12 protein-coding genes are annotated in these 23,117 nt (G+C 49.5%); 5 read left to right on the forward strand and 7 right to left on the reverse strand.

The genetic code is table 11. The annotated features are described in order from the left end of the window. Window positions 1-12 precede the first annotated feature (12 nt). Window positions 13-1,008 (reverse strand): PorP/SprF family type IX secretion system membrane protein, encoded by a 996-nt coding sequence (locus IRJ16_RS03145; protein ID WP_194110055.1) that lies wholly within the window; start codon window positions 1,006-1,008, stop codon window positions 13-15. After that, window positions 1,005-12,041, reverse strand: a complete 11,037-nt coding sequence (locus IRJ16_RS03150; protein ID WP_194110056.1) for a gliding motility-associated C-terminal domain-containing protein — start codon at window positions 12,039-12,041, stop codon at window positions 1,005-1,007. The genes IRJ16_RS03145 and IRJ16_RS03150 overlap by 4 nt, the downstream gene beginning before the upstream one ends. Before the next feature lie 272 nt (window positions 12,042-12,313). Here IRJ16_RS03150 and IRJ16_RS03155 point away from each other — a divergent pair, with 272 nt between their 5' ends. Beyond that, complete coding sequence (locus IRJ16_RS03155; protein WP_194110057.1) at window positions 12,314-14,875, forward strand: hypothetical protein; 2,562 nt, start codon at window positions 12,314-12,316, stop codon at window positions 14,873-14,875. Between the two features lie 328 nt (window positions 14,876-15,203). On the opposite strand, the gene IRJ16_RS03160 is transcribed toward IRJ16_RS03155, so the two are convergent. Genes IRJ16_RS03160 through IRJ16_RS03175 form a run of 4 tightly spaced genes read right to left on the reverse strand, consistent with a single transcriptional unit; the run spans window position 15,204 to window position 19,614 of the window. Further along, the gene (locus IRJ16_RS03160) at window positions 15,204-16,187 is read right to left on the reverse strand and encodes a PorP/SprF family type IX secretion system membrane protein (RefSeq protein WP_194110058.1); all 984 of its coding nucleotides are present in this window, start codon (window positions 16,185-16,187) and stop codon (window positions 15,204-15,206) included. A gap of 14 nt (window positions 16,188-16,201) precedes the next feature. Continuing rightward, the gene (locus IRJ16_RS03165) at window positions 16,202-17,173 is read right to left on the reverse strand and encodes a T9SS type B sorting domain-containing protein (RefSeq protein ID WP_194110059.1); all 972 of its coding nucleotides are present in this window, start codon (window positions 17,171-17,173) and stop codon (window positions 16,202-16,204) included. Between the two features lie 45 nt (window positions 17,174-17,218). Further along, window positions 17,219-17,920: a hypothetical protein gene (locus tag IRJ16_RS03170; protein ID WP_194110060.1), complete on the reverse strand. Its 702-nt coding sequence runs from the start codon at window positions 17,918-17,920 to the stop codon at window positions 17,219-17,221. A gap of 20 nt (window positions 17,921-17,940) precedes the next feature. Further along, complete coding sequence (locus IRJ16_RS03175) at window positions 17,941-19,614, reverse strand: immunoglobulin domain-containing protein (protein WP_194110061.1); 1,674 nt, start codon at window positions 19,612-19,614, stop codon at window positions 17,941-17,943. A 761-nt stretch (window positions 19,615-20,375) separates the two neighbouring features. Here IRJ16_RS03175 and IRJ16_RS03180 point away from each other — a divergent pair. Beyond that, complete coding sequence (locus tag IRJ16_RS03180) at window positions 20,376-20,702, forward strand: hypothetical protein (protein ID WP_194110062.1); 327 nt, start codon at window positions 20,376-20,378, stop codon at window positions 20,700-20,702. Between the two features lie 100 nt (window positions 20,703-20,802). After that, entirely contained in the window at window positions 20,803-21,276 is a 474-nt protein-coding gene (locus IRJ16_RS03185; protein WP_194110063.1) for a DinB family protein, read from the forward strand. Between the two features lies 1 nt (window position 21,277). Here IRJ16_RS03185 and IRJ16_RS03190 read toward each other — a convergent pair whose 3' ends face one another. After that, window positions 21,278-22,192: a glycoside hydrolase family 25 protein gene (locus IRJ16_RS03190; protein WP_194110064.1), complete on the reverse strand. Its 915-nt coding sequence runs from the start codon at window positions 22,190-22,192 to the stop codon at window positions 21,278-21,280. A 114-nt stretch (window positions 22,193-22,306) separates the two neighbouring features. Here IRJ16_RS03190 and IRJ16_RS03195 point away from each other — a divergent pair, with 114 nt between their 5' ends. Continuing rightward, window positions 22,307-22,471, forward strand: coding sequence for a hypothetical protein (locus IRJ16_RS03195; protein WP_194110065.1), 165 nt, complete (start codon window positions 22,307-22,309; stop codon window positions 22,469-22,471). A gap of 317 nt (window positions 22,472-22,788) precedes the next feature. After that, complete coding sequence (locus tag IRJ16_RS03200; protein WP_194110066.1) at window positions 22,789-23,028, forward strand: hypothetical protein; 240 nt, start codon at window positions 22,789-22,791, stop codon at window positions 23,026-23,028. Window positions 23,029-23,117 lie beyond the last annotated feature (89 nt).

The following is a 23,117-nucleotide window of genomic DNA, read 5'->3' on the forward strand; positions in this document are numbered from 1 at the left end:
AAGTTCAAGGTTTTATAGGCGCGGACAAATCGGTTCCGGTTCGGATAAGTGCCTGCGGAATACGTAACTGATGGATAACTCTAAACCACCTGCCCCAGCCGTTGCCCTGCTGAACGACGAGGTGTTAAAATCATAACTCACCCCCACAATAGCATTATTAAAACGGTAACCCACGTTAGCGATAGCCGCATCTTTAAAACGATACATAGCGCCTGCTATCAAGCCGTTATCATTTTGCATTTTAAACTCAGAGTAAAGGCCCAAACCTTTGATCTGCGCGGTACGCTGATCAATAAATATGGCATTCGGTGTCAGGTCGATATTTTGCGCAGCTTTGATACGTACACCGCCATGCAGCGCGAAGCGGATAGGTAGCTTACCATCTGCCGTGGTTGTGAACGGATCGCGCGGACGGGATAAGTGCGATACACTGGCACCGCCGAACAGGTTGACGGTCTTTAGCGGATCCCCATCGTAATAGAACACGCCAGCATTGGCATCAAACACGGTAGTGTTACTGCTTGATAAGCCCTCAAAGCTCGGCAGCATAGGGTTGTAACCGTTCACCGGATCGTATTGGCTACCGAATTGCAGCTTGCTCATATCAAAACTGCGGTTGATGATACCGGCCTGCACGCCAAAACTTAGCTTTTGGTTACCATCGGCAGATACAGCTATCGAGTACCCGAAAGAGCCCAAAGCCGAAAAGTAGTTATAGCCTGCATCGCCGGCCGCCTGATTAAGGATGGTCAGGCCAACGCCTATCTTATCCGTCGGGCGCATGTCGGCAGATATCGCTCCCGTTTTGTAGCCATTGCCTACGTTGGCCCATTGGTTCTTGTAGTTACCGCCAACCCTAAGGTCGCCGTTCATTACGCCGGTCAGGGCCGGGTTAAGCCATAATGGGTAGGCATAATATTGTGAAAAATGCGGGTCTACCTGAGCTTTAACCCTGCCTGCCGCTCCCATCAGGAGCAGCAGGGCTATCATCATTATTTTATTTTTCATTTTAGTAGTGTTACTGAGCCGTTCTTTTTAACTGTAGTTCCATCATTCATCACTGCCTCTACGCTGTACATGTACACCGCTACCGGCTGTTTAGCGCCTCGGTAGGTACCATCCCACCCGCTGGCCTGCGAGGTTGAGCGGAACATCATCTCGCCGTACTGGTTCACCACCATAAAGGTGAGCGAGCGGATGTTGCTGCCATACACATAAAGCACATCGTTATTGCCGTCGCCGTTTGGCGTAAAGGCATTAGGAACGAAGATGCTATTGCCTTGCGGATTGGTAGTTCTGCCGGTCACCGCGGTAGACAGGGCCGGTACCTGGCAAGCGATGCTGCCGTTAGCTCTCACCACAATGATCACGTTGGTATTCACCGGCAGGCCGCTCACGGTATGGGTAACCCCATTAGCACCCGAACTTGGTGTAAAGAATGATCCGCCGTTGATGCTGACCTCGTAGCTGGCCGCACCCGGCACCGCATTCCACTGGAATACCACGCTTGATACCGTTACTCCCGATACGGTCACTACCGGTGTTGCCAAAGGCTGACGGACCACCACCGCAACCGGTGTACGTGTTGCAGATACGCAACCTGCAGGATTAGCGGCTTCTGCGTAGAAAGTGGTGTTAGTGGTCAAAGCTGGTGTAGTAAAGCTATTACCAGTACCCAAAGCGGTACCGCCTGTAGCTGCCGCGTACCACCTGATGGTGATATTAGGATCGGCATTGTTAGCTGTAAGCGTTGCTGTTGCACCTGAGCATATTTCGGCAGCTGCGTTAACTGTCGGCGCTGTTGGCGGGGCCGACATTACTACATTTACCGCGGTACGTGTTGCCGATGGGCAACCACCTGCGTTAACAGCCTCTACATAATAGGTCACGTTGGCAGTAACCGCTGGCGTAGTAAAGTTTGTTCCTGCAAAGATCGATGCGCCTCCTGTGGCCGATATGTACCAGTTATAAGTAAAGCCTGCCTGCGGGTTACCCACCGTAAGTACTGCCGGGGTATTTACACAAGCATTTACCGTATTGGCTGCCACTGTAGGTGCGCCCGGGATAGCCGTAACGTTTACCTGAACGCTTGCCGCTGTTGGGCTGCTGCAAGACCCGTTGGCTGCTTCTACATAATAGGTAGCGTTAGCTGTAACAGGGCCGGTAATATAACTTGGACCGGTGAATACCAAATTGGTACGGGCCGCGTCGCTATACCAGCGGTAGGTCACTCCTGCTATTGGCGATGCCACTGCTAATGTTGCAGGGCTGCCCGCGCAAGCGTTAACAGTTGCTGCTACCGGTACTGGTGTAGTTGGCACCGGAGAAACGGTCACTGAAATAGCTGTACGGCTTGATGACGAGCATCCGCTTACATTGCTTACTGCCTCTACGTAATACATCGCGTTAGCAGAAAGCACGCCTGTAGGGAAATTAGCACCCGTAAATATCGCGGTGCCACCTGTTGCCGCGGTGTACCAGTTAAAGGTAACGTTAGCGGTAGTACTGGCAGCGGTCAAGGTTGTACCTGTGCCCGCGCAAATATTTGGCGATGTTGAACCGCCTGTTGCGGTAATAGTTGGATTAGCCGGACGAGGGTTAACGTTGATCACCACCGCGGCACGCGTAGCCGAGCTGCAACCTGTCGCGTTCACCGCTGCTGCGTAGTAGGTAGTTGTAGCGTTCAGCGTAGGCGTAGTGAAGCTGGTACCGACCGCTATTGGTAAACCGCCTGTTGCAGTGGTGTACCAGTTGTAGGTCAGCCCTGCTTGCGGTGCAGCTATTGTTAAGGTAACTGTTGTGCCTGCACAGGTTTGTACCGTTGCGCCATTGGCGATGGTCGGTGTACCCGGCAAAGCGTTCACGTTAACCTGAACCCCGGCCGCTGTAGCGCTGCTGCAAGATCCGCTGGTAGCATCCACATAGAAGATTGTGTTAGCCGTGATCGGGCCGGTAGTGTAGCTTGGACCAGTGAACACCAAACTGGTGCGGGCCGCGTCGCTATACCATCTGTAAGTGATACCTAATAACGGTGAAGCAACAGCCACAGTAGCCGGGCTACCCGAGCAAACGGTAACCGTGTTGGCGGCCACTGTCGGCGTAGCCGGAGGTGTGGTTACCGATACTGCTATCGATGTACGTGTTGATGACACGCATCCGGCAGCACTTACTGCCTCTACGTAATAGATAGTATTAACAGTTGGACTAACCAGGTAAGCTGCACCGGTAAATACCATGGTACCGCCTGTTGGTACAGTATACCATCTAAAGGTTACACCAGGAGTAGCGCTGGTAGCGGTCAACGTTGTCGAACTGCCTGCACAAATACTTGGCGCTGTTGAACCGCCTGTAGCTGTTACCGTTGGCGATACCGGAAGCGGGTTAACTGTGATGTTGATACCCGCACGTGTTGGCGAAGTACAGCCTGTCGCGTTAACGGCTTCTACAAAGTATGATACATTGCTTGTCAAAGCCGCAGTAGTAAAGCTGGTGCCTGTTGATACCATCACACCGCCAACAGCAGCATTATACCAGTTATAAGTGATGCCTGCCTGAGGGCTGGTTACGCTTAGTGTTACCTGAGAACCGGCGCAGGTTGATGTTGTAGCACCTTGCGCGATCACCGGAGTTGTTGGTGCCGGAGCAACGTTCACCTGCACATTCACCAATGGCGAGCTGCAAGATCCGCTTGCCGATTCTACATAGAATGTAGTATTAGCCGCAATAGGACCTGTTACATAAGTTGGGCCAGTGAATACCAGGTTGGTACGGGCTGCATCGGTATACCAGCGGTAGCTAACACCTGCAACAGGTGCCGAGATACCCAAAGTAGCCGGGCTACCTGCGCAAACGGTAACATTGGTAGCCGTTGGTACCGGGGTTGCCGGCGGAGCGGTAACACTTACAGACACAGCTGTGCGTGTAGGCGATACGCAACCACTGCCATTGCTTGTTGCCGATACATAGAATGTACGGTTAGCGCTCAACGTTGGCGTGGTGTAAGTAGCACCGGTGAATAATAAAGTACCGCCGGTAGCTGCATCGTACCAGTTAAAGGTAACGTTGGCAGTTGTGCTGGTGGCTGTTAACACAGCTGAAGTACCCGAGCACACGGTCGGCGTAGTAGATCCGCTTGCATCGGCCACAACGGGTGATGCAGGCAGGTTATTTACATTGATGGTCACCTGGGTACGGGTTGCCGAAGTACAACCTGTACTATTGGTAGCCTGTACATAATAAGTAGCGTTGGCGGTCAGCACACCTGTGGTGTAGCTGGTTCCTGTCGCGATAGCGGCGCCACCTGTGGCGGTTGTGTACCAGCTGTAAGTAAAGCCCGCCTGCGGACTCGCGATGGTCAACGTTACAGTAGAACCAGAGCAGGTTTGTACCGTACTGCCATTGGCAACTGTTGGCGCACCAGGCAAGGCGTTCACGTTAACCTGAACTGGTGCCAAGTTAGATGGACATGAACCATTGGTTGCCTCTACATAGAAAGTAGTATTGGCATTAACAGCACCGGTCACATAAATTGCACCTGTAGATAATAGCGTGGTGCGACCTGCATCGGCATACCAATTATAGGTGATACCGGCCACAGGCGATGCCACACTTAAAGTAGCAGGGCTGCCTGCGCAAACCGTAACTGTAGCCCCTGTTGGTACCGGAGTTGTTGGCGGGGCGGTCACTGTGATAGTGATCGCGGTACGTGCTGATGATGAACATCCGCTTACAGAACTTACAGCCTCTACATAGTAAGTAGTATTAGCCGATAAAGTGCCGGTAGTGAAAGTTGGACCAGTGAATACCGAAGCACCGCCGGTAGGCACAGTGTACCAGTTAAAGATCACGTTAGCGCTCGAGCTGGTAGCTGTAAGCGTAGCGGTGTTGCCCGAACAAACGGTCGGTGTGGTAGAGCCGTTGGCCGTTACCACAGGCGGCGGCAATGTTGGGTTAATGGTGATCGCTACAGAAGTACGGCTGGTCGATATACAACCAGTCGCACTTACAGCCTCGGCGTAATAAGTTACGTTAGTGGTCAGCGCGCCGGTAGTGAAGTTAGCACCTGTAAATACAGGGGTACCCCCCGTAGCTGCGGTATACCAATTGTAAGTAAAGCCTGCCTGCGGGTTGCTGATGCTTAAAGTAACCTGTGTACCGGTACAAGTTTGTATGGTATTGCCGTTGGCAATGATCGGCGCAGGAGGCGGAGCGGTCACGTTAACCTGCGCGGTGGCTAAGTTAGTGGCTGAACATCCGCCGGCATTAGTTGCCGATACATAATAGGTTTTGTTTGCGGTAAGCGCGGCGGTAGTATAAGTACTGCCCGTAAACAACACGGTGGTCATTGCCGGAGAATCATACCAACGATAGGTTACACCTGCCACCGGTGAAGCAATGCTTAACGTAGCGGTACTACCCGAGCAAATAGTTTGCGTAGGCGTGGTCAACGTTGGATCGGTTGGCAACGGTGTTACCGTAACGGTCACCGTTGTACGGGCCGACGCGTTACAGTTACCGGCGCTTGCAGCCTCTATATAATAAGTAGTATTAGCAGTTAAAGCAGGGGTATTGAATTGCGTACCGGTAAAGAGTAAGGTACCGCCTGTTGCAGCGTTGTACCAGCGGTAAACCAGTGTAGGTTGCGGACTAACGATATTCAGCGTAGCAGATCCGCCCGCGCAAACGGTCAGGCTGCCTGATGCGGCAGTAACGGTTGGCGAAGTTGGAAGTGGCTGAACAGTGATATTCGTTTGCGTACGTGTAGCGCTGGTACAGCCTGCTGCGCTAACAGCCTCTACATAGTACGATGCGTTAGCAGTTAAATTATTAACGGTGAAAGCAGTACCAGTAAATACAGGCACTCCACCTGTCGCGGCAGCATACCAGTTGTAAGTGATACCACTAACCGGATTCACCACGCTGATCGTAGCCGAACCACCGAAGCACACCGAAGTATTGGTAGCGCTCAATGTGGCGTTGGCGATCACACCGTTGGTGGTCACGTTCACTGCGGTACGGCCGCCGTTGTTGATACAGCTTCCTGTGTTACTTGCGGCCTCTACATAATAAGTGGTATTAGCGGTAATGGCCGGGGTAGTAAATGTAGTACCGGTAAATACCGATGTGCCACCTGTTGCGGCAGTGTACCAGTTGTAGGTAACGTTAGCCTCAGGATTTTGAACAGCTAAGGTAGCCGGACTGCCCGAGCAAACACTCACATTGGCAGCTACAACACCCGGTTTTGCCGGACGAGGATTTACAATGATGGTAGCTACTGCACGGCTTGGGCTGGTACAAGTACCGTTGCTTAACTCGGCATAGTAGATCACATTAGCGATAGGCGCAACATTAAAGTTAGCACCGGTGAACACCGGGGTACCGCCTGTTGCTGATGTATACCAATTCACAGTATTAGTACCGGCGTTGGTAACCGCTAAGGTCACATTATCTCCGGCGCATAATTGAACGCTGCTTTGTGCCAATGTAGGCACTACCGGCGATGGCGTTACGTTCACTGTAGCTGCTACCCTGTTAGGGTTAGGGCAGCTATTGGCGCTGCGCACGCTTTGTACGTAGTAAGTGGTAGTAGCATTCAACACCGGGGTAGTGAATGTAGAGCCGGTGAATACCAAGGTACCACCTGTTGGAGCGTCATACCATTGGTAGATCACTCCTGCCCTTGCGTTGCTCACTGTGAATGTGGCGGTATTGCCCGAGCAAATGCTCACGTTATTGGTGGTCAGCTGCGGTGCTTCGACCTGCTTGCTGGCGTAGCCAACGTCTACAGAATTTAATACCGATGCTAAAGCACCATTTAAGCGAACCTCTACCCTATCAAAGGCAGCCTGAGGCGCAAATCTTACAATGGCTACGGTATTACCTGTCAGTAACTGCACTCTCAGCAAGTTGCTGTTCAGCAAGATACCATCGTTGTTATAGGTCGAACCATTGTACGATCCGATACGGATATTGTTCAACACACTTACAGATGCAAGGGCCGATGGGAATTGTAAACGGATGCTGATCGAATCGCCAATGGCACCTGCTTCGCTGAAGATAAGGCGCTGGGCTACGTATGAACCTACAAGCCCTACCGGGATAGAAAGGTTGGTGTAGTTGGTCTGATCGTTATCGATAGAATTATTAGGGTTGTTAACCGAACATCCCACGCAAAGTACGCCGCCATTTACATCAGTTAATTGGGTCGATGCGAAATCGCAAGCGGTAGAGAATATCGGGTTAACTGTAATGGTGACGGGAGTACGTGCACTTGTACAACCTGTAGCCAAAGCCGATTCTACATAATAAGTAGTATTAGATGTAAGCACAGGTGTAGTAAATACCGAACCTGTTGCTACCGCGGTACCACCTGCTGAGGTAGTATACCAGGCAAACGTAGCACCCGATGTAGTAGACGATGCGGTCAAGGTAGCGGTCTGACCAGAAGTGATCTGACCACCTACCGGGTTAACGGCAACTGTCGGCGCAGCCGGAGTTGGGTTGACGGTCACCGTGGCTTGCGCTCTTGTCGGACTGGTACAAGTACCTGCCACAGCTTCTACATAATAATTGGTATTAGCATTCAACGCAGGTGTAGTGAACTGCGCACCTGTAAATACCGGTGAGCCACCTGTCGCAGCGGTATACCATCTGAAGGTAACACCTGCCTGAGGTGAGGTTGCTGTCAAGGTTGCAGATGAACCTGCGCAAGTGGTCACGCTTGATTGTGCTAAAACAGGCACGGTCACCGCACCACTTACGGTAGCGGTCACTTGTGTGCGGCTTGTGCTGCCGCAAGTTCCGTTGCTCGCTTCTACATAATATGATGCTGTTGAAGCTAAAGCCGGAGTAGTAAAGCTATTACCTGTAAATATTGATGTGCCACCGGTTGGCGCGGTGTACCAGGTATAAGTGACGCCTGCCACAGGAGTAACCGCGAAACTTGCTGTAGAACCCGAGCAGATGGTCACATTAGGTACGGCCACCACAGGAGCGGTAGGTACCGGTACAACAGTTACGGTAGCCGGGGTACGCACAGGTTGGGCGCAGCCATTACCGGTACGGCTTGCCTCGGCGTAGTAAGTAGTTGTAGCGGTTAATACCGGGGTATTAAAGGAGGTACCTGTAAATACCGGGGTACCGCCTGTAGGCGTAGTGTACCATCTTACAGTGACATGGCTTGGTACAGTAGCGGTCAGGGTTGTTTGAGAGCCTTCGCAAGCTGTAACACTTGCTGTCGCGATAGTTGGAGCGGCTACTTCCTGATAAGCGTCGTAAACGTTCAGTGAAGCTAATACTCCTGCTAAAGCGCCGTTCTGTCGGATCTCTACCCTATCAAAATCAGCGGTAGCGCGGAACGCCACACGGAAACGGCTGTCGCCATTTAATAAGGTGACGGTCAACAGCGCACCATTCACATTAAAGCGGTCATTATTGTAGGTAGCACCATTATAAGTAGCTAAGCTGATACCTGACAACAAGCCAACACTTGCCAATGAACCCGGGGTACCCAGCTCAACCACAACGCTGTCCCCTGCCCTGCCTATTCCTGCGAAGCGTAAAGTTTGTTGAGCGTATGAGCCAACTAATCCGATAGGCACATTCAGTTGGGAGAAGGTGTTGCGGTCAGCATCAACAGCACCTGCTGCATTGGCAACCGAACATCCCACGCAAAGCAATCCGCTGGTGGTGTTAATTTGGTCGATGGCGGCGTCGCAAGGCACTGCGCTGCTTGCAATAGAGTTAACGGTGATGGTACCGGTAGCCCTTGTTGCCGATGGCGTGCCGGTGGCTTGTACTACAGCTTCGGCATAATAAACGTTATTAGCGAATTGCGGAGGGGTGGTAAATGTAGCACCGGTAGCGATCGCTGTTCCACCCGTTGGGGTAGTGTACCAATTAAAGATAGTGCCCGGCGTGGTTGATGAGGCGGTGAAAGTAGTGGTAGTACCGGCATTGATCGTACGCGTCGGCGGCGTCACGGTAATATCCGGAACGGCGTTCACCACCACGTTGATCGGCGTGCGATCTACCGATACGCAATTACCTAAGGCAGCATCAGCATAGTAGGTAGCGTTAGCGGTCAGCGCCGGAGTAGTGAAGTTATTACCTGTACCCAAAATGGTACCGCCTGTTGCAGATGAATACCATCTTACGGTAGCACCGTTAGCAGCAGTAGCGGTAAGCGTAGCAGTTTGACCACTGTTGATGGTAATGCTATTGAAAGCAGCCACCGGTTTCAGCGGAACATCATTGGTCAGTACATTGATGGCGTAGCGCACAGGGCTTACGCAACCATTGCGGGTGTACTCTACATAATAAACAGCGTTGGCGTTCAGTACCGGGGTAGTAAAGGTGGTGCCTGTAGCTACTGATGTACCACCTGTAGGAACAGTATACCAGGTATAGGTACCGCCGTTAACCGGGGTAGTGATATTGATGGTAGCGGTACTGCCTTTACAGATCTCGGGAGCTACCGGGTTAAATACCGGCGGCGCGAATTGCTGTATGGCGTAGTAAATACTTAAAGCATCAACAGCACTTAACAGACCTGAAGTCAACCTTACCACTACCCTATCATAAGCGCCGGTAGCAGGTACGATCACCTGATACTTATCGCCGGTACCCAATAGGTTCACTTTTACCAGCGGGTTACTCAACAAGTAAGTAGCCCCGGCGGTAGTACCATTGTAAAAGGTGACCTGGATACTACCTAACACACCTGCATCGGCCAACCCAATTGGAGATTGCAAGCCTAACTTAACGTTATCGCCTGCAAAACCCGGTTGTTGAAAGCGCAGCTCTTGCTCAATGTAAGTGCCCACAACACCTGCAACAATATGCAAGGTAGATGCGGTGGTAGTATCAGCATCAACCGCTAAGGCCGGTAGCGTAACGTTACAGGCCACACACAGCAAACCACTCACCGCATTACTTTGCGCGTTGGCAAAAGAACATGGCGCGTTGGTGTTGATGGTCACTGTTATAGTGATCGGCGTACGATTTACCGAAGTACAACCGGTGCTGTTCACCGCGCCTACATAATAAGTAGTGTTGGTGAATAAAGCAGGAGTAATAAAGGTAGTACCGGTAAATATTGGCGAAGCAGCACCTGCAGATGTATACCAGTTATAGGTAACACCTGTTTGGTTATTGCTTACGGTGATGGTGGCGGTCTGCCCGGCACTGATCGTTTGGTTATTGGCCACCAGCGTTGGATCGGTCGGTTTAGGCTGCACGGTCACCGTGGCTTGCGCGCGGGCGGTGCTGGTACAGCCGGTAGTATTAACCGCCTCTACATAATAGTTAGTGTTATTAGTTAATGCAGAGGTAGTAAAGGTAGTACCCGTAAATATTAAGGTACCGCCGGTTGCTGCACTATACCAGTTATAAGTTTGACCCGCAACCGGTGAAGCAACTGATAATACAGCAGCATCGCCCGAACAAATGGTTACAGCAGGCGCGGTCAAAGTTGGTGTTAATGGCGGTGCGCTTACAGTAGCGATCACTGCTGTACGTGCCGGGCTAACGCAGATACCTCCGCCTGATGTGGCTTCGGCATAGTAAGTAGTTGTGGCGCTAAGGGGGCCGGTAGTGAAACTATTACCGGTAGCTAAGGCAGTGCCGCCTGTTGCGGTAGCATACCAGCTAATGGTGATGCCGGCCGTCGGCGTAACCGCGAATGTGGCTGTTTGCCCCTGGCATAAGGTAACTGCCGGATTGATCACAACCGGCGCTGTTGGGATAGCAGATACATTCACGGTCACCGCGGTACGTGCCGATGCATCGGTACAACCGTTCCGCACGGCCTCAACATAATATACAATAGTGGAACTTAGGGCTGGGGTAGTAAAACTGGCACCTGTAAATATCGGCGAGCCACCGGTTGCGGTGGTATACCAATTAAATACCGTATTAGGCACCGAGTTTGCAACTAAAGTGGCCGAACCGCCAGTACATAACTGCACCGAGTTGGCCACCACATTATTATATTTTATCACCGGGCTTGGGATGACACGCTGAACTTCAAAAAGGTCTATCGATGAAAGCACACTGCCTATCCCTCCGCCTAAGCGAACTTGCACCCTATCAAATACGGCGGTAGGTGCAAAGGTCACTATAGCTTGCTGGCGATCGGGGCCAAAGTCTAATAACCTTATGCTCAACAGCGCGCTGCTTAACGTGCGGGTATCGCCATTGCTGGTGTTACCGTTAAAGGTGGTCACCGATATATTTTCGGTAACACCGGCGGTCAGCAACGTGCGAGGGATGGACATGATCAGTTTAACAGAATCGCCGGGAACAGATGGTTGCTGAAAGATGGCGGTCTGCTGGGCCGAAGCACCTAAAAGGCCAACACCGGCATTCAGTGTCGATGCGGTGGTGATGTTGCCGTCGATAGCGTTCGCAGGATTAACAACACCGCCCACGTTAAGACCTAAGCCTAACAAGGCCGACGAGATACCGTTCAACTCATCTATAGCAGTGTTACAGGCACCGTTGCCGGGGCTGTTGTAAAAGGCATCGTATAAATAAATACTGCTCGCTGCACCTAACAGCCCTGCATCCAGCGTTACCCTTACCCTATCATATATAGCATTAGGGGTAAAAGTGACCAGCGCCTGGTTATTATTACTCAACGCGCTCAACAGCGATGCGGCCGTTACCGGCTGCCCAATCGCGGTATTCCCGTTATAGGCTTGCAATAATGTACCGCCCAACAACGTTAGGTTAAGTAGATTATCGCCCGAGCCCAGCTTAACGGTCACCGGCGTATTGGCAGGTACCTTGCCCGCGCCGGGGAAGATGACCTCTTGCCAGCTTTGCGCAAGCAAACCTACTGTAACCCTAACAACCGAGTTGGTTTGAGTGTTACCGTCGGCAGCGTTGGCCGGATCTGTTGGAGCACATAAAAGGCAAACACCGTTTGTCCCTGTGCGTTGGGTGGTAGCATAGTTGCGCTGCGCGAAAACATTTTGACTATTAAATAACCAAAATGTAAGCGTGAAAATGCACCATTTAAGGTAGGTAGAAATTTTCATAGAGTGAGTGTTTATTAGACCGATGCTTAACGGTTTCTAAATTAAGCAGGCATATAGGGGGCATTCTGTTCACTTGCAAACAGTTTGTTCATTCTGTTCGATCTGAGATTTATTTGTCCATTCATTCAGATTTTCATTAATCTCGCATAACCATTTATTTAACTTTCCGTTAAAAGCATTAAAACGAATTCGTTGAAAGGCTATGCAAGCATATCCGGGTAAGGATATATCGGCACCGACGGCAGCGTTATTTAAGTAAGCATCTATCTACTATGCCGTATTTCGATCCATATTTTTTCGAGGAGCTGAAAAAACAGATCCTCAAAATTGCCGGATATACCGACCTTATCCCTGCTAATTGCAAGGCCATATCCTCTTTGATAGAAGCCAAGACCAGGCAAAAGATAAGCGAGACCACCCTCAAAAGGATCTTCGGCTTTGCCTACTCCAAATTCCAGCCCTCGCTGTTCACGCTCGATGCCATGTCTAAATATTGCGGTTACCGCAGCTGGAACGATTTCTGCGAGAACCAGGAAGAGCATACCGTTAAACCGGCATCCGCAGTTGCCAATAAGAATACGCTGAGCCAGAACGCGGGTAAGATCACCCAGTTCACCCTGCAGGCTTTAAAAAACAAGTCGGGGATCCCCTACTATCTTACCATCAACCGCAAATTCATGGACGATCATTTTGATCTGTTCCTGAACGGGCCATATAATGCTACCATCATTGCAGGGCCTGCCGGATATGGAAAGACCATCGCCCTTTGCCATTGGATAGATGAGCGCCTGGCTTTAAAAGCATCTAAAAGCAACGATGATAACATCCTGTTCTTCAGCCTTAACGCGCTAATGAACGTGTTTTTTACGGGGCGTGATCTTAATGAGTGGTTGCTGGCATTACTGGGCTACTCTGCCGATCAGGATATCAGCTCGTTCTTGGAGTTGAAACAAAAGCACAAAGGCTACTTTATTTTGGTGATAGATGGGCTTGACGACCACACCTTCCGCAACGAGCAATTTCAACTGCTGCTGAGCCAGGTGATGGATATCTTTTCGTTCTATAAAAACTATCACTGGTTTAAACTGGTGCTCACTATGCGGTCGGCCACGGTGATCAACTATCGCCATGTTTTTGAATACGACGAGCCGAAATGGTTCCGCGGGTTCATCTCCAATAACGACGAGGTGACCAATGTCCCGCTGTTCAACATTAGCGAGATCAAACGCCTGTGCAATAAGATCAACCCCAACGTCAGCCATCAGGTAGATATCGACGCGGTGAAAAAGATCAACTATCCGCTGTACTTCCAGTTCTACTACAAAGATCAGCGTGAGGATTTTAGCCTAAAAAAGCTGGATCAGCTGCATATGTACGAGGTCATCGCCACTTTCATCCTCAACAAGATCTACCTCGGGCCAAACTCATCAGAGAAGGTGCTGCTTATCAATGCTATTTGCGATAAGATGGACATGACCAACCGCATCTATACCGTCAACAAGCTTGATCTGGATACCGAGATCAAACAATACCGATCGGCCTACCAGGATCTGTTGGGCATAGGTTACATCAAAGAGATCAATAATAGTAGTAATCTTAATTACCTGACGGCCATCCACTTTGGCAATAACGATTTTTTGGCCTACACCATTGCCAAAAGGATGCTGGACGATAACGGACTGGCCTTTGATACCGGACTGGTAGCCGGCATAAGTAAAACATTTGGCGATGACACTATTAAATTGTACATCCTAAAATGGTGCGTGATCTATGCACTCAAGAGCTGCCAATCAGTGGATCTGCCGCTGCTTTATAATGCGGGTCTTAGCCCGAACGAAAAGCTGGATATTGTAGTGTTCCTGAGCGATCTTTTCCGTAAAGAGCTTACATCGTCGCGTAATTCCGAGCAGGCTAATATTCATTATTTATCGGCCTTTAGTTCGGGGATATTCAGTCACTTTTTAGGGTTGGAGTATATATCGCCCGAGTACAAAAGATCGCTGAACAGCCTGCTGAATTTTGGCTTGCAAGACCGTGATAAGATCCTGCTGCACACCACCCTGGCTATGATAGCCTTTGCCGAACTGGATGTTAACCAATTAGAAGAGCGCCTGAGCCACCTGCGTAAATTTAGTGCCGAGGACTTTGAAGCTTTCCCGGTCAATCCGCTGGCTTGTTTAGAGACCATTTACTATTACCTAAAATACGGTATCATTAAAAAAGAGGCTTTTGCGCAACTGACCAAATTCTATTTTAACCCGCGCCATAGCGCCTACGGTGGCCTTAAACATGCTAACGAAGTTTTGTACCTACTCGGCGCGTCTACGTTAACGATCTGTAAACGGCCGCACAAGATCATCAACATGATCAATGCGGTAAAAAAAGTTTACCACCCCAAATATGGCGATGAAGCGCCTTATCATTTCCTGCTCAACATCATCAAAACCCAAGCCTATTTAGGCATGGACAAAGCCGACGACGGCCTGAAACTTTACCACCGGCTGTACGAGACCTATCAGGAACATAAAAAGGACTACACGCCCTACATGCGTGCATCATTTTACCTGCTGCAATTACAGGTAAGCATTTACGTAGGCAAAAACCAGGACATTTACGACGGTATACAGACCCTCCTTAACTTGGCCGAACAATACGGCTTTAAACTCATCAAACTCAATTGCCTTATCAGCATATTGGAGAACCGCTCGTCGCTAAAGATCAATAACGATTTTTACAAACTGCTTTATCACGACTTTATAAAGATCATTCGCGAAAGTGGTTTCCGCGGCGAAAGCTTTGTGGGCGATAGCACGGTGATATTGAATGCGGGGTGAGAACCCGAATAAACGCCGGTGAATCACTTCTTTGCTACCGACCCTCTGTGAACGAATGTCCTCTGAGATTGCCACGTCGCCCCAACACAGCCCCCCACCCTCCGCTTCTCGCAATGACAAAATGGTGTGAAAAGATCATTATGGATCGAATGTTCTTTGATATTTCCACGTCGCCCCAGCACACTTCACCCTCGTCGCTCTCGCAATGATAAATTAGTAAACTCTGATGATCGTGTTATGAATGTGATCGGTTATAGATTACCATCAAATATACAAAAAATCGCCCGCCTCTCCAAACAAAAAAGGACCGGTCGCCCGGTCCTTTTTATCAAAATTTATAGCATCTGTAACTGCTTCGCGTTATGCCGTTTCGGCTATTGAGGTAGAAACCGACGGACAACTCGTGGCTGCCGGCATTGTAGCTGGTGACCTTGTTAAGCGACTGATCGTAAGAGTACCCCACTCTGATACTTGGGCTAATAAATATATCAGCTATCAACCCGAACGAGTTGCGCTGTGTCAGATCGCTTTGCAGGTTGTTTTTGGGGTACAGTTTTACAGATGTGCGGTAAAAACCGCCTATATTGAAACGTTCGTTAAATAAAAGGAAGGCGTTCAGGTCCATGGTGGTCGGGCCGCGCATGTCATCCTTGATCAGGAACACGGGTTTAAAACGCATATCATTATTCATTTGGATGTATGTACCCGCCGTTAAATAAACGTGCGGCTTAGGTATCGGCACTAGCATATTGGCCGCACTATTTGCGTTAGATAGGCTGGCTAACAGATTGGTAGCCGAAAGACCCCAAAAGTAATTGCTGTTAGCATAATATACGCCCACATGCGCATCGGGCAGTACCAAACTTTGCGAACCTACCGGTATAGCCTGATCGCCTTGGGTAACACTGTGCAGTTTGCTGCCATCTATACCTAATTGCATCATCCCCGCTGCCAAGCCAAAGGCCAGGCGCGATTCCTCGTCCTGCCCTACCCTAATGCGGTAAGCGTAGTTCAGATATCCCGATACGGCGGTCTGCGCACCGATCTGGTCGTTGGTGAGCATAGCGCCCAAACCTACGTTATCGTTCACGGTGCCGTCTATCGCTATCGCAAAGTTACGCGGAGCGCCTGTCAAGCCCACCCACTGCGATCGGTAGTACGATTGAACATACACGTCCTCTTTATACCCTGCGTAAGCCGGGTTAATGTACAATCCGTTAAAGATATACTGTGTTACTGCCGCGTCCTGCTGCGCGCTTGCCTTTAAGGCCGATATGATACATATAAGCCCTACAATGATCGCCTTTTTCATGGCCTTGCCTCCCTTCAATTACTTTTTATAGTACGTATCAGCGTGATATAGCCTTTGTAGATATCCCATTTGCCGTTAGCCGTTTGCACCTTAAGCAGATAGAAATAAGTACCCTCGTTCAGTCCGCTGCCGGTCCAATCGTTCTGGTAATTCTTTTTCTCGTACACGGTCGCGTTCCAGCGGTTCACTATGGATAGCTCGTTAGCTATATAGGTATTCAGGTTAGGTATCTCAAAAGTGTCGTTAACACCGTCGCCATTGGGGGTAAATACGTTAGGGATATACAGCCCGGCCATCATCAGCGTTGTGCTTGCTGTGTTGTTAGCCAGATCCATATCTGCCGGTTGCGAACTTACGGTAGCCGTATTTTCTATCCGGCCAACCTTCAGCGCTTTCACCGTGTAGGTGAGCGATGTCGTTTCGCCAACATCCAACTGGGCTAAGCGCCAGGTGATATTGTTATTGAAGGCATCGTAATCAGCCGTTCCCTTGGCCGGCTTGTCCATGCTCTTGTAGCTTACCTCGGCAGGTATCTTATTCTGCACGTTCACATCGGTAGCCGTTACAGGTCCGTTGTTCTTAAGCATAATGGTGTACCTGAAAGGGTCGTCCATATTATCGCTCACTTTCACCGCGTTAATGCCAATGGCCACATCGGTAAAGTTGGCTTGCTGAACGTTCACGATCACCGGATCCGACAAATCGGACGTGCAATTGGCAGCGTTGGTACTCAGTACCTGATAGCTCCCCGCCGTGCTTACCACATAAGTGGTTTGCGTAGCGCCCGGAATAAAAACCCCATTTTTAAGCCACTGAAAAGCCACCCCATTAACAGAAGCTGCCCGCAAAGTGGCCGTTTGCCCCTGTACAATGGTGACGGTTTGTGGTGCGGCGTAAACGGGAGCGCCTTTTTTGGTGGCGCTCCCTGTTAACGCGTACATCAGCAAAACCGCTATTACCGCAATATTAACACGCAGGTCAAACATTTAACGATGGGTGGTTATTTGGTGAGCTTGCTTTTGAGGCTGATATTATGGTGTTACAACGATGGTTGGTTTGCCCGGAGTTGCGATCACGTTAAAGTTGATAGCGTTAGACGTGGTCTCGGCGCAAGCTTTAATAACGTAAGTGATACGCACGGTGTAAGCAAAGTTGGTACCCACAACAGCATCACCAGGGTTAGCAAAAGCGTAAGTATTTGAGGTAGCACCTGTAATAGCCGTACCATTTTTGTACCACTGATATTTGTAAGCGAAGGTCTCAGACACGGTAGCGCCTGTTTTGCCACCCGTAGCGGTCAGCGTTAAACCTGCCGGAATAGCGGTCTCGCAATATTGAGTAGTTGAAGGTGAGCTTGATACGATAGCCGCCGAAATGCCCGGAAGCACATAAACGATGGCCGGATCTGATACGGTAGACTCGCAACCTTCGGCATTAACAGCGGTCGATACATAGGTATAGTAACCCGCGTCGGTCGGGGTGTCGGTCAGGTTAGCGGTAGTACCTGCTAAAGTTACCGGCGTACCCGATGTGTTAGCACCCGGATAACGTTTCCAGATGTAGCTTGCCGCACCTGTTGAGGCGGCGGTCAATTTTACCTGATCGGTCGGACAATATACAGCTAACGTTCCGGCAGTAAGATCTGACAGGGCTGAAACCTGTGCTTTGGCCATTGTGCCGGCTAATAAGAACAGCACAACAAGCAGTGTTTTGGGGGTAATTAAACGTTTCATGTTTCGGAATTTTAAATTTATTATGGAGTCAAATTAATTACTGGTTGGGTGGACCGCGCGTCTACGGTCAGCGTAAAAGGCTTGCCTGTACTCAGGCAACCGTTGGCGTTCTTTACGTATAAAGTGCCGCTGTAAGGCCCTACAGGCGCGGCCGGTGGCACGGTTATGCTGATAGCTCCTGGTGGCAGTACAGCATCGGTAACGTTGGTAAAACCTGCCGTATTAGCCGCTGCGCTCCAGACGATGCTGTATGTGTTTGGAGTGTTGGTAGCCCCGGTATAGCTCCAACTGGTAGCCGTATTACCTATGCAGATGCGCGGCCCGGTGCCGGGCGTAATGGCCGGTGCCGGATTCACGTTGATCACTACCGGGGTACGTACGGTGGTCTCGGTGCAGCCATCTCTTACGGCTTCTACGTAGTAGTTGTTAGCAGCCGTTGTTGACAGGCCCGAAGCTGCTGGGGTGTAGCTGGTGCCGGTGTGCAACAGGTTACCGCCGGTAAGTGCATCGTACCATTTGTAGGTGGTACAGGTTTGCGTGTTGTTGACCGCGAAGGTGGACGTGCTGCCCTCGCATACCGTTGCCGACGTGCCGGGATCGCCGTTCACATTGGTTAAGGGGTTAGCGATGATGCGCTTAACATCATAGATCCGCAGGCCGGGTACCAGACCTACCCCTGCCAGACCGCCCACTTGAACATCCACCCTATCGAAACTTACGGGAGCAGCCAATTCAAGCACATATTTTTCGTTACCGGCGGTGCTACCCGGCAATAAACTCAGCGACAATAAGCCCGAACTACTGGTAACAGCCGAACCGACCGGCGTACCGCCATTGTATAGCTGAATAGTAAAATTGGTTATCGCATTAAGATCAAGCAATCCTCCGCCCGGTCTTTGCAGGACCATGCGCACCTTATCGCCTGTTTGCGATAGCGCGTTAAAGATGGTAGTATGATATACCTGGCTAAGTACCTGTGCACCAACAAAAAGCTCTGAGTAGGTGATATAGGTCGGGTCGGTGTCTATAGCGCTAAAAGGGTTGGTGACCGTACCTGTCGCGTTAGCGATACCGCCTAAAACCGTACCGGCACGCACGCCCGAAAGCACATCGATGGGTGGGCCGCAAGCTACAGCGGGGTCTGTTGCCAGGCCTGTAGCTGTGGTGAATGCGCCGTAAACGTTGATACTCTGAGCGATCGTGATGCCCGACATGCGTACCCAAACACCATCGTAAGCTACATTAACGTTGCCCGCCGTTTTTGGGGTTATAGTGATCCAGGAATCGCCGCCGCCGTTAAGCAGGCCTAAAAGGCTTGCATCGGTAGTGGCAACGCCAACTGCATCGGCCGTCCAGTTACCACCCGACTGGTGCAGGTTAACAAACGGCTGTATAGTGACATTCCCCAGCACCGATAACACACTGGTAGGTACTGATAACTTGACAGTTACCGGTGTACCCACGGTAACTGGATCAGCAAATTTTAAGTATTGAGTAACGGTACCAAGTGTACCGCCATAAAGTTGCGAATAGTTGGTGAGATCGGCACCAGTTGCGTTGACGGGGTTGGTCACCGTGGCATCACCACCTAAGCTGATCGCCCTGAATTGCTGCGTGTTAGCATACGTATTAACCGGAATAGTACATTGCCCCACCGCTCTGTTGCTGTAGGAGATGGCCATGCATACCAGCATGGCCAAAACAATTTTAATTAGGGTTATGTTAACAGTCACTGACACTACGTATTTGCGATAATGCTTGGGGTGATCCCGGTTCGCATAGTTGCATAGCCGGGGCACTGTACCATCAAAATTATCTCAAGAAACGCCGTCAATTTTCATCCATTATGTTCAAATTGGGGGTGTGAACATGTGCTGAACAGGCCCTCCGAAGAGCTCCTGCAGACCGCTTTTGTTCACGATAAAATATTGATAATTAACAGGATGAATGCATAAATGAACGAATGTTCACTTTGTTCATGAAATGTGCGCGGGAACGTGTATTTGTGAACGGCCTGATCAGCCCGGAAATTTTCTGCCCAAAACCAGAAGTTGTGACCGAAAACATGAACGGCAAACCTGCAAAAAACCATCCAAAAAAGTGCAAAAAAGTGGTGTTTTTTCACTCTTTTTTGCACTTTTAACGCGTTTATTTTCGATCTGAAATTTCATATCGCGGGCAAATTCTTTCGACCCAAGATCCGCATAGTTCCCACATTGATCAGCCGTGGACCTGAACCAATGCCTGCCGATATCTTGGACCGGTAAAAAATGCAGGCAGATAAAACAAAAACACGACTACCACTATTGTAACCTCGCAAGTATGACCCGCCGGCGGGAAGACATTTTTCTTGAACCACCCGCCGTGTTAATTCCCTGATTTTGCTTAACATAAGCTTAATACTTGATTAACATACACATAATATATATTTGCCACGTATAATTCAGCAACCCTTATGAGTAAGAGCACATCAGCCATAAAAAAGGCAGCAAAAAAAGCCGCCAAGAAAAACCTTCAAGCAAGTTTATTCACCACCCTTCAGGAACTATCGTTAAGCTTAGGTGTCGAGTCTAAAAAGAACACCAAAGAGATCCTGAAAGCATCTAAAAAACTGGCCAAAAAGATCGCCAAAGAAATTAAGCCTGCCGCTCCGGTAAAAACTGCCGAAGCACCGGCACCAGATCAGGCCGCTGCCGCGCAAGCTGTACCAGCCCCGGCAAAAGCACCTGCTGCCAAACCAGTCGCAAGCAAAGCCAAAGCCCCAAAAGCCGAAGCTAAATAAGATATTAATTGTGATGTATTGCCAATTAAGGCCGCCCTATAAAGGCGGCTTTATTGGTTTTTGGTGGTATCGTTGGTCAAATAGCTTTAACTTAGTGGATATGGTTAGCTTACTACGTCAGCAATATCAATTGGTCCGAAGTTCGCGGGCGGTGATGCTCAAATTCATTGCGGAGCAAAACGTCGACGTGAACACGCCTGTACCCGCCTTCCATAACAAAACCGTCGGCTTTATGCTATTGCATGTGGCCAACGTTTACCGGCATTGGCTGGGCAACTTTGGGATGGGTAACGGACTTGGCTATTATGATGACTCCGCTCCTACCGATATCGGCGCTATCCGCGATGCGTTCGATGACGTTGACGACCTGGTAAATGCTTTCTTCAATAAATTCGGTAATGACCTTGATCTGCCCATCATTGGCACAATTTCAGGCGGACGACAATTCACCTTTACCCCTACCGAGTTATTCACACATGTGATCACGCACGAGTTCCATCATAAAGGGCAGGCTATGAGTATGTGCAGTTTGCTGGGGCACACGCCGCCGGATACGGATCTGATCAGGACGTAGTTTACCGGATCAGTAACTTCTCAAAATCCAAACTATCACCTTTAAACGCATCAAAATCTACCGCGTGGTTAATGCCGTTCACTCTGGCAATGTCCGAGTGTTGCCAAAACCACCAGTTGGTTTTCTTGTGCACTTTCAGATTTGACTTGTAGTAATGGGCTATCCAAAGCGGATACTCGTCAAAGTGACCTGCAAGATAGTCGGTATAAAAACTTAGGCCGGTGTAGATGATCGGCTTAACGCCCACCTTTTTCTCCACGTGTTTCAGGTAAGCCGTTAATTCCTTCCGCATTTTTTGTGGCGACACTTTATCCATTACCTCCACATCCACCACAGGGGGCAGGTCGCCGGGTTCCATCTTAGCGTTCTGCAGAAAAAAACGGGCTTGCCAAAGGCCATTTTTATTGGGATGGAAATAATGATATGCACCACAGGTGATACTTACTTTGGGCGCCTCGCGCCAGTTACGTTTAAAGTAGGGATCGACACCAAGCAGACCTTCAGTAGCTTTCACAAAGGCAAAACGGATGCGTACGCTGTCCTCTTCCATCGACCGTACTTTTTGCCAATCTATTTTACCCTGAGCGTAGGATACATCAATGCCATGGATATGATAAGCGGTAGGGATCTTAATACCGAAACTTTTATACGAGCGATAGTTTGGGTCCTGACCGATATCGCGCATCCAACGCCAGGTAGCCGAAAAGGTCTTGATCACATAACCATAATAGAACGGCGACAGCAACACCAGTAGCAGTCCGGCCAGGGCAACGTAGCCTGCCCAATTACGCTCGGCCTTCTTTTTTGCAGTTGCCCGCCTTTTGGCCGGGGCTTTTTTGGGGACGGATGTTTTTACAGGAGTTCTTTTAGGTGCAGCCACGGTACGAAGATAGGCATTGACGGGGTTTTCGGACATGTTATCGCTTCAAATTGTATCCACGCTGCATACATCTGACTACACATTTTGTGTCGACTGGGGCTATTTTTAACAGTAGATGAGCCTTGGCACACTATTGGTAATGGTATTGACATGAAAGTATTAAAATTTAAAACCGCCGAGAAAAAGCTTACAGCTACCGAGAAATTGATCAAAGCTATCCTGTGCGATAACATTGATGCTTTTGCAAACACCAGTCGCCAGTTCTTGCGTAATAACGCACAATATACATCGCAATACACAGGCCTGATCGCCTGATCCATCATATATCTACCTATGAATAGAAGCTTTCCCGGCACAGGAAGGCTTTTTTTGTGCCCTTTATTCCGCCCTTGTCTACAAAACAGATCGTATATTTTTTAATGTAGCCTGTCTTTTTTTTAATGCGTTGAAAAAACAGGACGCTCCGTTAAAACCGCCTTGCAGAATAATAGATAGCCATTATTACGAACAAAATAAACTGTTAGATAATTTTCTTTCAGATATTTTCAAAAAACACCTTACACAGCATTCATGGCATTTTATTGGCTATAACAACAATAACTAAAACACAAAAGCTTTAAACTTTTGCACTTATGAAAGCGAACGATCAAATATCCTATTACTGCTTCACCAAGACCTGTCCGGTCTCGGTTTACGCATGCGACTCGGTTGAGGTGGTTGATCTTCCTTTTACCGAAGAAACATTAACTACCGAACACCGTTGCGAGTTCTGTAACCATCGATTGGTCTCGGCCGTCGATATAGAACTGAAACAAGCAATGGCCAAAAAGCCCGTCGGCAGCAGGCTAATAAAGTATGCTGTAAAGGTTTGATGCTAAGCATCAAACCTTTTTTGTTTTTACCCTTGTTCATCATATCCGCTCAATCATATCCTTTTAACTGATAGCACATCGTATATTTA

The organism is Mucilaginibacter myungsuensis, assembly GCF_015222005.1.
GTDB lineage: Bacteria > Bacteroidota > Bacteroidia > Sphingobacteriales > Sphingobacteriaceae > Mucilaginibacter > Mucilaginibacter myungsuensis.